14 protein-coding genes and 1 pseudogene are annotated in these 12,460 nt (G+C 39.1%); 6 read left to right on the top strand and 9 right to left on the bottom strand.

The annotated features are described in order from the left end of the window. Positions 1-20 precede the first annotated feature (20 nt). Positions 21-368, bottom strand: a complete 348-nt coding sequence (locus BANVL01_RS16805; RefSeq protein ID WP_218010673.1) for a hypothetical protein — start codon at positions 366-368, stop codon at positions 21-23. A 257-nt stretch (positions 369-625) separates the two neighbouring features. Between BANVL01_RS16805 and BANVL01_RS16800 the strand changes: the two genes are divergently transcribed. Continuing rightward, positions 626-1,138 carry a hypothetical protein gene (locus tag BANVL01_RS16800; RefSeq protein WP_066087973.1) on the top strand — a complete coding sequence of 171 codons (513 nt, stop codon included), beginning with the start codon at positions 626-628 and terminating at the stop codon, positions 1,136-1,138. A gap of 385 nt (positions 1,139-1,523) precedes the next feature. Here the strand turns inward: BANVL01_RS16800 and BANVL01_RS16795 are convergent, their stop codons facing one another. After that, positions 1,524-2,075, bottom strand: a complete 552-nt coding sequence (locus BANVL01_RS16795) for a DUF6155 family protein (RefSeq protein WP_066147994.1) — start codon at positions 2,073-2,075, stop codon at positions 1,524-1,526. 93 nt (positions 2,076-2,168) lie between these two features. Here BANVL01_RS16795 and BANVL01_RS16790 point away from each other — a divergent pair, with 93 nt between their 5' ends. Beyond that, positions 2,169-2,612 (top strand): TOTE conflict system archaeo-eukaryotic primase domain-containing protein, encoded by a 444-nt coding sequence (locus BANVL01_RS16790; protein ID WP_066087976.1) that lies wholly within the window; start codon positions 2,169-2,171, stop codon positions 2,610-2,612. 316 nt (positions 2,613-2,928) lie between these two features. Here the strand turns inward: BANVL01_RS16790 and BANVL01_RS27360 are convergent. The 3 genes and pseudogenes from BANVL01_RS27360 to BANVL01_RS16770 all read right to left on the bottom strand — a co-directional run. Then, positions 2,929-3,383, bottom strand: a pseudogene (locus BANVL01_RS27360) (IS1595 family transposase); the annotation flags it as partial. A gap of 494 nt (positions 3,384-3,877) precedes the next feature. Then, entirely contained in the window at positions 3,878-4,279 is a 402-nt protein-coding gene (locus BANVL01_RS16775) for an acyl-CoA thioesterase (protein ID WP_066087984.1), read from the bottom strand. Between the two features lie 36 nt (positions 4,280-4,315). After that, positions 4,316-5,902 carry a long-chain-fatty-acid--CoA ligase gene (locus BANVL01_RS16770; protein ID WP_066096596.1) on the bottom strand — a complete coding sequence of 529 codons (1,587 nt, stop codon included), beginning with the start codon at positions 5,900-5,902 and terminating at the stop codon, positions 4,316-4,318. A gap of 442 nt (positions 5,903-6,344) precedes the next feature. Here BANVL01_RS16770 and BANVL01_RS28625 point away from each other — a divergent pair, with 442 nt between their 5' ends. The 4 genes from BANVL01_RS28625 (at position 6,345) to BANVL01_RS16755 (ending at position 7,872) form a co-directional block, all read left to right on the top strand. Further along, positions 6,345-6,476 carry a hypothetical protein gene (locus tag BANVL01_RS28625; protein ID WP_268874947.1) on the top strand — a complete coding sequence of 44 codons (132 nt, stop codon included), beginning with the start codon at positions 6,345-6,347 and terminating at the stop codon, positions 6,474-6,476. A gap of 144 nt (positions 6,477-6,620) precedes the next feature. Beyond that, complete coding sequence (locus tag BANVL01_RS16765) at positions 6,621-7,241, top strand: gluzincin family metallopeptidase (protein WP_066087988.1); 621 nt, start codon at positions 6,621-6,623, stop codon at positions 7,239-7,241. Beyond that, entirely contained in the window at positions 7,238-7,600 is a 363-nt protein-coding gene (locus BANVL01_RS16760) for a M1 family aminopeptidase (protein ID WP_066087992.1), read from the top strand. Before BANVL01_RS16765 ends, BANVL01_RS16760 begins: the two co-directional genes overlap by 4 nt. Continuing rightward, on the top strand, positions 7,576-7,872 hold the full coding sequence (locus tag BANVL01_RS16755) for a hypothetical protein (protein WP_066087995.1): 297 nt from the start codon (positions 7,576-7,578) through the stop codon (positions 7,870-7,872). Before BANVL01_RS16760 ends, BANVL01_RS16755 begins: the two co-directional genes overlap by 25 nt. 427 nt (positions 7,873-8,299) lie before the next feature. On the opposite strand, the gene meaB is transcribed toward BANVL01_RS16755, so the two are convergent. From meaB to BANVL01_RS16735, 4 genes are all read right to left on the bottom strand, one after another. Then, positions 8,300-9,253, bottom strand: coding sequence for a methylmalonyl Co-A mutase-associated GTPase MeaB (gene meaB / locus BANVL01_RS16750; RefSeq protein ID WP_066147991.1), 954 nt, complete (start codon positions 9,251-9,253; stop codon positions 8,300-8,302). Between the two features lie 51 nt (positions 9,254-9,304). Continuing rightward, positions 9,305-9,721: a cobalamin B12-binding domain-containing protein gene (locus tag BANVL01_RS16745; RefSeq protein ID WP_066088000.1), complete on the bottom strand. Its 417-nt coding sequence runs from the start codon at positions 9,719-9,721 to the stop codon at positions 9,305-9,307. 137 nt (positions 9,722-9,858) lie between these two features. Further along, entirely contained in the window at positions 9,859-11,040 is a 1,182-nt protein-coding gene (locus BANVL01_RS16740) for an acetyl-CoA acetyltransferase (RefSeq protein WP_066088003.1), read from the bottom strand. 1 nt (position 11,041) lies between these two features. Then, complete coding sequence (locus BANVL01_RS16735) at positions 11,042-12,442, bottom strand: OB-fold domain-containing protein (protein WP_066088006.1); 1,401 nt, start codon at positions 12,440-12,442, stop codon at positions 11,042-11,044. Positions 12,443-12,460 lie beyond the last annotated feature (18 nt).

The raw sequence follows: 12,460 nt of genomic DNA, 5'->3' as shown, positions 1-12,460 counted from the left end.
CTGATACAAATTCCCATCACCTACAATCGCTCAATCTCCTCTATTTGCAAACCTGTCATTTCAGCAATTTCTTGAATTGGTCTACCCTTTTCTTTCATCCTTTTTGCAACCATCCTAATGGCTTCCAGTTTTCCTTCTATTTTTCCTTCTTCTTTTCCAAGTTCTCTTCCACGTCGTTCATACGAATTAATAATTTCCATTACTTTATCGGTTTCTTTTGCTCTCATTTCCCTCACCTCTTCTATGACTTTTTGTTCCTCTTCTTCTGTTAACTGTAAATAGGTATCGAAAAAAACCATGATTAAGGTTTGCTTTGCTGGATCCAGTTTCAAGCGGAGCATCATGAATAAAAACTCCACTTTTAACAAGAAGTTAAGAAAGATTTTTCCTTATCAACATCATCATTTTCTAGTTTGGTTTGTTGGTTGTTGTTGGGAGCATTAAAAATCGGTATTTTAAATCAGTTTGGAAAGTTTCTTCAAACGATTTAAAAGAATTGGGTTATGACCTTGTTTCAAGAACAACTATGCCCCATCCTGAATTACAGGAAAGTTACATATCAGATGGCACCGCTAGTCACCAATTATATACTTTAAAACAGATAGTATTAAGGAGGTTGCCCTAATTGCAATTACAATTTAAGTTATCATTCGATAAATTTGAAGAGGAAATAGGTTTTGGTGAATCACGTTTTGTCCGTTTATTAAGCTTTAATGACATTCTAGCTATTGAGATTTGGGGTTTAGACTTTAACATGAGGACATTTTTATCAGAAGAGCAATTACCCTTTGACATTAAGTTTGATGAAGAAGAAGTCTATGTAGCTGGTATATCGAGATTTATTATTAAACCTACACAAGTATGCTATAAAGGGCCAAATAATGAATTAAAAAGTCATTTTGCTTTAGCTAACTTTATGCAAAATGAGGAACCTAAAAATGCTGATTATTGCTACATTTTCGGTGGAGCCTATGGAAATAAGTATGAAGAAATTGAAATTAATTCGAATGAGCCGATTCATTTATTTCTTGATCCCAAAGACATAATCAATGGTAAAGATTATGTTAAATCCCCTGATAGATATTCATATCAAGCTGAACCGAAGTTTCAAAAAATCACATTGGAAAATTTCCTTTAAAAAGATTTGCTTCTGTGACCTTAAAAGAACCAAATAGCTTTAACAAAGACCGACCATTCTAAAGATGGTGCCTGCACTTAGGGGGTTAACATGTTTAGGGAAAATGGCACCTTGATTCTACTGCCAAACCTGTAGTGGACTTTCACCACTATGAACCATGCCGGAACAAAAAGCTTGCTTCAAAGCATTAACTGCCTAGTTAATCCCGTAAAGCGCCTGAGCTAGCACCCCGTGGCATCTATTAGAATCAGTGGATCAATCCCAACATTGCGCGTTGCTTCAACAGGAACACCTGTTGCTTTTAGTCCTTCTGGGTAGGCTTCCCCTTTATAACGCATGAGACGCTAACTCAAGGGTGGATTATTTTAATAATTAGGGGAGAGGTCTACTCATCCTCGTCTTCATCATGAACCCATTCTATTCTGTAATACGAATCCATCAAAGCTTCGTAGAACCCCCAGCCAGATCCGTTTGCCCTAGATAGAACAACATGCAACCTTGTAGAAAAATGTTTATATAGTTCTTCATTCCCATCACATTCCATAGCTACCTGATCAAACATTTTCTCCATACTCATGTAAAAGTTTTCTGAAATGTCCCCATATGCACATGTGAATTCAATACCCTGTTCCACATAAAAAAGCATAAGTTCAACTGTCCGTATCTCATCATTTGTCGCCTTCTTAAACGCATTAATCTCCTTTTTTGCTTCCACCAAACGAAGCTTCGCATTTCCTCGATTTGGAAAAAATTCATTCTCTATTTTTCCTCGAGCCTTTAAGAAAAGAGTTTCAATTACTTCTTCCCCCAGGAATTTACTGGATAGGTAGTTTTGAATCTCTTTATTTGTTTTGTACATCTCAACAATTAATTCAATTAGTTCTTTTTGGTCATATTCTTTTAACTGCTTTTTTAAGTCTGTTACTTTGATTTTCACAAATATCCCCTCCAATGTTACACTTTTTGAATTTGGCTTTCCTATTATTGTATAATGGAATTATACAAAACTAAACTATTTTGAGGGAATAAAATGAAATATGATCTTGTAATAAAAGAGTTAAATCAGCTAAAAACGGAAAATGAACATCTAAAACGGCTGCTATCAAATATGATGCATCGACGGGAAGAAAAGGCAGAAATTACAAACAATGCAAACATTATTAGTAATCGAGCACTACCTATATATAAAATCAATCTTTTTAAAAGTTTATTTAAGGGTAGAACAGATGTATTTGCATACCGATATGAATCTAACAATGGAAAGAAGTGTTACACCCCGGCAATATACCCCCTTCTTCAAGATGATATGTGTGTTTTTCTTGCATTCGATTTTGATAAACAAAACTGGCAACAGGACCTTTTGGCATTTGTAAAGGAATGCAAAAATAGTCATATTCCCGTTAACATAGAACGATCTCGATCAGGAAAAGGTGCACATGTATGGATCTTCTTTTTTGTAAAAATTAACCAATGATATAATAAAAATAAGGAAATGTTGGAGGTGGGGATATGAACTTGTTAAATTTCTCTCTAGTATCATTAGTTGTTATAGCACTCATTTTGCTTATTTTTGGAGTAAAGAGAAAATCTCGATTGTCTATATTTTTTGGTGTTATTGCTTTTATCACGCCATTGCTTTACATTAGTTTTAACAATTGGATTGTTCTACTGCTGTTGGTACCTGCAATTTCATTTGTAATTTCAGATATCGTAAGGAAAAAAGTAATTACACCTTGAAAAGACTCCTTGTATGGGGTCTTTTATTATGCACTTCTCAACATTTCTACGGTTTAATAATTAGATTTTTGACAGGCAGAAATAAGCATTTGTTCAACTCGATTTTCAAATGCTAAGTTTATACCTAGTTCAAGCCATCGGAACCAGTAGAGGTAGTTGTCAAGATATTTCGTTGCTACTCCTTGAAAACGCTCCATCCAAGTTTTTAAGCGATAATGAAAGTTATTAACGTGTTGAACGTGGTAAATTCCTTTCTTTACACGCTGTTTTTGTCGCCATTACGGTCTTGTGCAACTGTAACGGCAATTTTAAGGTAAGAAATCCCTCTCTTTTTGTCTTTTTCTCCACGCTTCTTGGATTTTCTATGGGTGATTTCACTTCCTTTCATTGACTCACGAAAGAAGGTTTCATCACTCTCAACTATTCCTTGAAGTTGATTAAAACCAAGACTTCCTATTGCGTTCAAGATTTTATGCCTCCAATAAAAGGCAGTAGAAATGTGTATTTGATGTGCCAATTGTATTCAGAATATTCAATTAATTAGCCCTATGAAAAAATTGTTACAGGGACTGCTGGTAGTACTTTGGTTATACTTATTTGATGAAAACATAGGAAATCCGCAACAACTTAAAATTCTTGAACCTATTACAGCACCAGGGTGAACTTCCACAACCTTTGATAAAACGAACTGAATCTTTAAGTTGCATTTTCAAAAAATTGGGTTATTATAAATTTAAGAAATTCATAAATTAAAAAAGACCGAACATTTTCGGACACATGTTCAGTCTAGCAATAGACGGTTCCCTCAAGGGGATCTGCTACGAAAGGAAGAAAATAATCCACCTGAGCCACTATGCTATTCCCCTCACTTCATTCATTCCTACTTATTTTATCGCTTAAATACACTAAATGCTATTTGCAGCAAATAACCGCAATAATAATCTTACGAATAAAAAAAATCGGCCTTGCTCTTCGCGGCAAAGCCGATTATCTCCATAAATTTTAATCTTCATCCACGAATCCGGATCTAATTTGCTCGATGACGGGCGTGCTTTTTCTTGATGAAATATTGAACATGACAAAGATTTTCGTGGATTCAGTAATAAGCTCATCACGTTGATTATAGATTTCCTGCCTCATGACAAAACTTTTCGTGCCAACTTTACTCGGGGTTGTTACCACTCTGAGTAAATCTCCTAATCTGGCTTCCTTTAAGTAGGATACCTCCAATTTAACTAAAACGGTGCCGATTTTATTTTCCGCAAGATAGGCATGTGATACCCCCACACCGTCGTACCAATCCCCCACACCTTGTTCTAAGTAGGCAATATATTTGTTATAGTTCACATGGCCCAGATAATCCAGGTCTACTTCCTGCACAATTATTTCTGTTGTTGTTTGCATTTGATCATCACCTTTTACTGCCCTTTCATAGAATAATTAATTAACTTTCTTCGGTCCTGACCAGTACATTTCCCTTAAACGATATTTTTGTAGTTTTCCTGTTGCGGTTTTTGGCAAGGAATCCACAAACTCCACTGCCTTAGGAGCTTTAAAATGAGCCATCATCAAACGGCAGAATTCAATTATCTCAGCTTCCGTTACCTTACCCTCAGGCTTCAACACGATGATCGCTTTTGGCACCTCACCCCATTTTTCATCAGGGATGGCGATGACCGCTGTCTCCAAAACATCAGGATGCTTGTAGAGTATTCCCTCAACCTCGGTGGAAGAAATATTTTCTCCGCCGGAAATAATCAAGTCCTTGGCACGATCCCGGATTTCGATATAGCCGTCCGGATAGGTAACTGCCAAATCACCGGTATGGAACCAACCATCCCTGATTGCCGCGGCAGTTGTAACCGGATCCTTGTAATATCCCGCCATGACGACATTCCCGCGGGTTACGATTTCTCCCAATTCCTGCCCGTTCCAGGCTACTTCTTCACCGTCTTGGCGAACAACCTTCGTTTCCCCGTTAAATACGAGCTCAATTCCTTGTCTTGCCTTAATTGTCGCTTGTTCATCCGCAGATATTCCCGCAAATTCCTTTTTCCATTCACAGTAGAGAATGAAAGGCGATGTTTCCGTCAGACCATAGACATGAATCATATTTAAGCCAAGAATCTCTTGAGCTTTATGTATGAGGGCAGCTGCCGGTGGAGCCCCTGCCGTCGCCATTCTTGGACTCGTCTTAATCTCGACTTCCTTGGCCCGAGGGTCATTGACAAGCATATTGACCACTGTCGGTGCACCGCATAATAACGAAATTTGTTTGCTTTCAAACAATTCAAGAATAAGCGGTGGGTCTACTTTACGTAAGCAGACATGGGTGCCTCCTGCTGCTGTGATTGCCCAGACACCGCCCCACCCATTGGCATGGAACATGGGCAATGTATGGAGGTAGACATCATCATGCTGAACGTTCAGATGGTATAGAAAATTGGCCGCATTCAGGTAATTGCCGCGATGTGTCAGCATGACCCCTTTTGGCTTGGAGGTCGTGCCGCTCGTATAATTTAGAGTGAGGAGCTGATTTTCATCAATTTCCACCTCGGGAAATGATTCACCAGCATGTTCAAGAAAATCCTCATAAGAGACACCATTTAATGAAGTTTCATGTCCCTCTACTGGTACGATTACGATTTGTTCGATAGGCAGAAGATCGACGATTTTTTCAATTGGTGCGCTAAATTCCGAATCAACAATTAACATTTTCGCATCGCTGTGACGGATGATATATTCTAAATCCTCCGCTGACAGCCGGTAATTTAATGGGACCATGACCGCACCAAGCTGGCAGATGCCATAAAAGCATTCCAGCATATAATGCGTGTTCGGCAGCATTACGGCAACATGGTCGCCCTGATCAATACCTGCTTGATTTAATGCGGAAGACAACTGGTCAACACGCCGGCCAAATTCACGATATGTAAATTCCTTTTCGCCATCAATGACCGCGACCTTTTGCGGATAATATTTAACCGCCCTGCGCTTCCAGTCCAATGGTGTTAACGGAGAAATCATCAAAACCAGCTCCTTTATTTGAATATTCATATAATTATTTCACCAATGGGTTGTCATTTCCCTTTAATTTATATGCTTTTATTCAAAAAAAATAGGACGGCCAAAGCCGCCTATTCAAATTCAAAGATTATCTCGCACCAACCCATTTTCAAAATGTCCTTCACACTAAACAATATATTCTTATATTTGCAGGAAATACATTCGCAGTTACGAATTAATAACTAAAAGGGGTAACCCGAAAAATGGGATCAGTCCCCCCGCCGAAATAAAGCGTTAATGCGACGGGGGACTGACTCCAAAATCAAAATAAAAGCCATTTTGGGTAAGGCTGGGGATCCAAAATGTGTTAATCGAATAAACAAAGGATAATTTTCTAAAAATTGTAACTACCAGGAATCCTTTCACGTCTAACCAAGGTATAGATTATTTTAGGGGGAACAATATGAAAAGAAAACTATTAACAATGGCAATCGGCATCACTTTCTTGTTAGGAACAGGCTGTCAGCAACAAGCTGCTTCGGATAAGGAAAAGAGTAAGCCCAAGCCTGCAGCCAAAACGGAACAGCCAACATAACCTGCAACACAGGAATCCCCAAAAGAAAAGCCACTTACATATAAAAAAGCACAGCAGCCAACTATTCAACTACCCAGTTTAATCTCTGCCATAGACACATTTGCACCACAGACTTCCGCCAATCAGAACAAAGCAGCCTATGAATTGAATGTAGAGTTAGATGATAATAAGACCTTTCAGGTAAAATCAGCCATCACGGTGAACAACCTATCGAGTGACATATGGAACGAACTCGTATTTTATTTTATTCCAAATGCGTTTACGAAGGAAAATAAACCCGAACGGATGACTAGTGCCTCAACCTTTTCTATCACACGAGTAGCAATAAATGGGGAATATACGCCGTTTGATCTCAAAAATGACATTTTGCTGCTAAAACCAGTGAATGGGATGAATGCTGGCGCTGAAGCAAAAGTGGAAATTGAATACTCCATGACCATACCGGAAAAGGGAGCCAGGCTATCCGAATCGAACGGAAACTTTTATTTAGCCCAGTGGTATCCAATGTTAGCAGAATATAAGAATGGTTGGGAAAAGGAAGATTTTAGTTTAACAGGAGAATCGTATCATACAGATTATAGTGATTTCACGGTTCATTACCAGGTACCACAGGGGTATTCCGTTTTTAGTTCTGCGGAACAAGATGCTAAGGAAGGCACGAATAATGGAACGGTTTCCATGAAGCATATTAAAGAATTTTATATGGCAATCGTTCAAAATATGATGGTAAAGTCCACAGGGCTGATGGTGTCTCCATCCGAGTGATTGGAAGTCAAGGTGATGCCAAAAAGATTGAAGAAACGCTCGAGGTTAAAAAAGTTTTAAGCTATTTTAAACAAAAGTTTGGACCGTATCCGTTTAAACAGTTGGATATTGTAATAAACGGCGGTGGAATGGAATATCCAGGGATTGTAGAAGTTAATACCACACCTGAGGAACCTGCAATTAATGAAACAGTTGTCCATGAAACAGCACACCAATGGTTCTATCATGGGGTGAGCAACGATCCATATTATCATGCTTGGATTGACGAAGGACTAACTTCCCTTGCCACCATGCTCTATTTTATTAATGTGGAAAAGACTCAGTTGACACACTCATGGAACAACCAAGAAATGCTTTAGAACAAGCAATCGACAAACAAGCATTAGTCCCTGCAGGGTCACCTCTCGCTGAATACGGAAAAAACTATTACGCTAGTGTATACTGCCTAATCCCAATAAAAGTCTGGGAGCTATCAAACAGTGATGCTAAGCAGGCTGAAGCCTTCCTTCATTCCTTCTACCAGACGTATCAAGGAAAAGAAGTCGACACCAATGAGGCCATTCGCTTTATGGCTTCCTACTTCAAACAGAAGGATGCTGCGTTTTTTAAGGATTGGGTAGCGGCGGAATAACGAGTTTAATTTCTGAAATTCAAAAAGTAGAACAGAGCCTTGTCTGTTCTATTTTTTCGAAATCAGGTGAAATTGGACTTGAATTGCACGGTAGATTTTATGACAAACCAAACAACTTTTGTTTCAAATTCCTCCAACAGCATCAAAAGCCATTCTTGCCTTTTTGGAAAAGTCTTCATCAAATTGATTCCTTTTATCAAGGTTGATTGCACTCTCACTATCCCACGTGTACTTTATAAGGAATCCAGGACAGGTTGAACACTCTTTTTTACAAGTGTCTTACCTACAGGTACCATTCTACCTGTTGCTCTTTTTTTCATTTTACACAAATGTATGGATGTGGATATTTTACATAAATTCAAAATATACACTTTTGCGCAAAGCCAGTGGTCAGGCACCCTGATTATAGCTATATTCATTTGGTCAATTATTTTACAAAATTCCCATTTATCATTTCTTTAATGTGAGAGTGAATCAGTGAAATGGGATCGTCCATTTTTTGATAAATTTGTTCAATGATTTTTTGTTTTTGCCCAGAGTGACTTATATAATTTAATACATTTGTCTCAATCCAACTGGTGATATGTTCCTCTATTTCTTGTTCGATTCGATCTTTACTCTTTTTCTCCATCAAATTTGATTCCTTTAAATAGTTATAGTGGTTTTCCAGTTCATTAACAAATATTTCTATTCCTTCTTGTTTTTTAGCGATTACTGGTATTACTGGTGGAGTCCATTCATTGACCGCAAAATTGAACTCAACGGTGCCAACAATGTCTTTCACCGCGTGTGCTGCTCCATTCATATCTGCCTTATTGACGATAAAAATATCGCCCGTTTCAAGAATACCCGCTTTGATGGCTTGGATTCCATCGCCATAACCGGGAGATAGAACGATTACCGTTGTATGGGCCATTTTGGCAATTTCGTATTCCGATTGCCCTGTACCTACGGTTTCAATGATAATGACATCCATCCCAAAGGCATCCAATAATTTCACTACATCATTGGTTACTTTTGACAATCCACCGAGCTTGCCACGGCTTGCTAAGCTTCTGATAAAAAGGTTTTCATTCTCATCATTTCCTTGCATCCGTATTCTGTCTCCAAGCACGGCACCTTGTGAAAATGGGCTACTAGGATCAACAGCAATTACCCCTACCCTTTTACCCCTTCCTCTTAATTCGGTTACCACAGCATCGACCGTAGTGCTCTTACCAACCCCTGGAGGGCCTGTTATGCCAACGATATGTGCATTTCCGATGGAATGAAAAATCCTTTTTATAATTTCTTGACGAGCCTCTTCGTCATTTTCTGATAAGGTTATTAATCTTGATAAAGCACGTTGGCTTCCATTAAGCATATCATCGATTAATCCCACAAAATCACCTCACTCCTAATCGGGTAACAGATTATAAAACAGCATATTTTATTATAAAGAATACTCTTGATTCCGATCCTTCGTTTTCTCTTTTACAAAATTGACAATATCACCAAGCTCGGATCCTGGTGTAAATACACCGGCATAACCGATACTCTTCAAGTATTCAATATCCCTATTTGGTATAATTCCACCGACTAAACAAACGATATCGTCTGCCTGTTGTTCTTTTAATAGTTCCATAAGTTTTCCACAAAGCTTGTTATGGGCACCCGACAGAATACTGACGGCAATAACATCAGCGTCTTCTTGATTGGCAATGGCTGCCACTTTTTTGGGGGTTTGTCTGATTCCTGTATAGATGACTTCAAATCCGGCATCACGAAAACCGGCTGCTATTACCTTAGCACCGCGGTCATGTCCATCAAGGCCAATTTTTGCTACAACAACCCGCAACGGTCTCTTCATTCTTATCCACATGCCTTTCGTCTCGCCAAAGGTACAAAAAGCTATGAAACATTTTTTGTATCTTTTGCGTTATTTTTTTATAATTGAGGAATGTTTTTTTAGCCAATCCAGAGCACTCTATTCGAGGAGTAAATTAGTTAATTCACTCGTTCTAAAATCGAAACTCCTGCTACCGAACCCGGTCCGCCAAGAGCATGCGTCAGCCCAATCCTTGAATTGTTTACCTGTCTTGGACCTGATTTCTCAAGCAATTGTTCTGCTATATCAACAACCATACGGACCCCGGAGGCTCCAATCGGATGTCCGCAAGATTGCAAGCCTCCACTTACATTTACCGGAAGGCAACCACCCAAAGTTGTTACACCCTCATGCAATAAAGTACCGCCTTTTCCCGGCCCACAAAATCCTAAATCTTCATAATTAATCATTTCGGTGATGGTAAAACAATCATGAACCTCCGCCACATCAATTTGCCTCAAAGGGTCGGTGATTCCCGCTTGTTTATAAGCAGCTTGTGCTGCCAATTTCGTTGACTGAAAACTGAGAAAATCCCAATTCGGATCAAATTGAGCCGTAAAATATCCGCTTGTGACAGCTACCCCAATCCCTGATATCACAACATATTCGGCACCCAATGCTTTTGCTTCAGATTCTGTCGTAATCACCACTGCCGCTGCACCATCGGAAGTTGGTGTACAATCTAAAAGTCCAATTGGGTCCGCTACCATTGGTGCATTTATCACCTGCTCTAGTGATACTTTTCCTCTAAAATGAGCGCGGGGATTTAACGATCCATGGTAATGATTTTTAACTGAAACCATTGCCATCTCATTCTTCGAATTCCCATAAGTCTCAAAGTATCGATTTGCCATAATACCAAACATTCCCGGAGCCGTTCTTCCTTTCGCATATATTGGGTGTCCATTTTCAGCATGTGTTGCTACTAAACTATCTCTTGGTGGAACATCTCTCATTTTTTCCGCCCCGACAACAAGAACTCGTTTAAATGCACCGGCTTGGACCGAATAGACTGCATTACGGATGGCATCTAGACCTGTTATACAATAATTTGCCACTCTAGAGATGGGAATTCCATATATGCCAAGTGCTTCCGCAAGGGATGTACCAGCATTACCTTCCGTACCATATTCGTATGCGTAGCATGTTCCGAGCCACGCTGCTTCGATATCGTTCAATTCCAGATTTGCCATCTTTAGGGCTTTGAATGCGGCATCTTCCACTAATTCACCATAGCTTTTATCGAAATGCTCTGTGAATCTTGTTGCTCCCAATCCGATAATCGCAACTCTTTCCGACATCTTAAACACCACCTTGAATAATAGGTAAAGCTTTCCAAAAGTAATTTGGAAAATCTCCACCCTCATGTAATTTTCGGAATGATAACCGGACACGATTGCCTATTTTCACTTGATTATGGCTATGGTTTGTCATTTGTGTAAAAATACGGCAGCCGCCATCAAGGTCGACAACTGCCATTGTCTTTGGTTCGATGTCCCCCGGGAAAACATGGTCATGGGTAAAGGTGACAATGGTTCCTGTCCTTTCCAGCCAAATCCATTCCATCTTTTCTCGTGATCCGCAAAGATGGCAATTTGGTCTCTTCGGAAAATGGATAAATTCACATTCCCCACATTTTTGACCTCGAAAACGAAGATTGTTCTCCCGTTCTCTACGCATATAGGTTTTCGTTGCATACGGTTTTAATTCACTTATTTTTTGCAAGCCCCTTCTAACTAAACCTTCATTATAATTTTCAATGACCGTTTTCGAACTGAGTTGTAACAGAAGTCCATTTTCTTTTTTAAAGTCTTCTATATTAGAGGTCACCTGGAAAATATATCCATCTGCACCTGATCCCGATTGCAAAAGCATGATTCGATCGCCAGAATTAGCTTTAAGAAATAGTTCATTTAAATATAAAAAACCTGATGAAACCCCCAGATAACCTATTTCATTGTTTAATGAACTAATAAAATGCTGCTCCGCCGTAAAGCCAAGCTTAGAATTAATTGTATTCGCTAGCTTTGTTTGGGAATCTGCAACTATTACCCATTTAATATCAGATGCTTGAAGATTGGAAGTTTCTAAAAGGTCCTTTCCAACCGCAACCAGATTTTCTATTTTAACTTCGTTAGCAAATTTATCATCACTTTTTTTCACGGATGCCTCATTTTTTAATTGCCATGTATCATATCCAAAGTCTGTTCTCGAAGAAAATGCCTCTACCTTTGCCATTACATGATCCACACCAATCTCAATCGCACATGCACCATCGCCAAGTACTTTTTCAAGATCCTCCCCACTTTGGATATCACGGCGGTCAGCAGCGATAATCATCCCTTTTTTCTTTTCTTTAAGCAATTGAAGGCCTAAATGTAATGCTTTTGTACCGCTTGTTAAGGATTGATTTACATTTAGGTTTAAACAGTCAGCACCTGTTCCAAGGACATAAGATATGATTGCTGCACTGCTTTCCTCCACGAAAGGACTACTAGTTGTAGCATGAATTAGGAAATCAAGATCATCCCAGCTTTTCTTTTTAGAGGATAACGTATTCACCGACATCGTAATGACATCCTCATCATAATTCGAAATCGAACGGGTTCCCTTTCCCGCCGGTCGGTTCCAAGCTCTGTTTATTGACTCTAGTGATATTCGGTAGTAAGGAAGATACGGATAAATATTTGTAATACCAATCAAGTATGGACCCTCCTATTA

The organism is Neobacillus novalis NBRC 102450 (assembly GCF_001591805.1).
GTDB classification, from domain to species: Bacteria; Bacillota; Bacilli; order Bacillales; family Cytobacillaceae; genus Neobacillus; species Neobacillus novalis.
This window is presented reverse-complemented; position numbering and strand designations above follow the sequence as displayed.

Excerpts from the sequence above, each read along its gene's own strand:
- BANVL01_RS16790 (WP_066087976.1), top strand. The coding sequence starts at position 2,169 with ATGAAATATGATCTTGTAATAAAAGAGTTAAATCAGCTAAAAACGGAA.
- BANVL01_RS16775 (WP_066087984.1), bottom strand. The coding sequence starts at position 4,279 with ATGCAAACAACAACAGAAATAATTGTGCAGGAAGTAGACCTGGATTAT.
- BANVL01_RS16770 (WP_066096596.1), bottom strand. The coding sequence starts at position 5,902 with ATGATTTCTCCGTTAACACCATTGGACTGGAAGCGCAGGGCGGTTAAA.
- BANVL01_RS28625 (WP_268874947.1), top strand. The coding sequence starts at position 6,345 with ATGAAAAGAAAACTATTAACAATGGCAATCGGCATCACTTTCTTGTTA.
- BANVL01_RS16755 (WP_066087995.1), top strand. The coding sequence starts at position 7,576 with ATGGAACAACCAAGAAATGCTTTAGAACAAGCAATCGACAAACAAGCA.
- BANVL01_RS16745 (WP_066088000.1), bottom strand. The coding sequence starts at position 9,721 with ATGAAGAGACCGTTGCGGGTTGTTGTAGCAAAAATTGGCCTTGATGGA.
- BANVL01_RS16740 (WP_066088003.1), bottom strand. The coding sequence starts at position 11,040 with ATGTCGGAAAGAGTTGCGATTATCGGATTGGGAGCAACAAGATTCACA.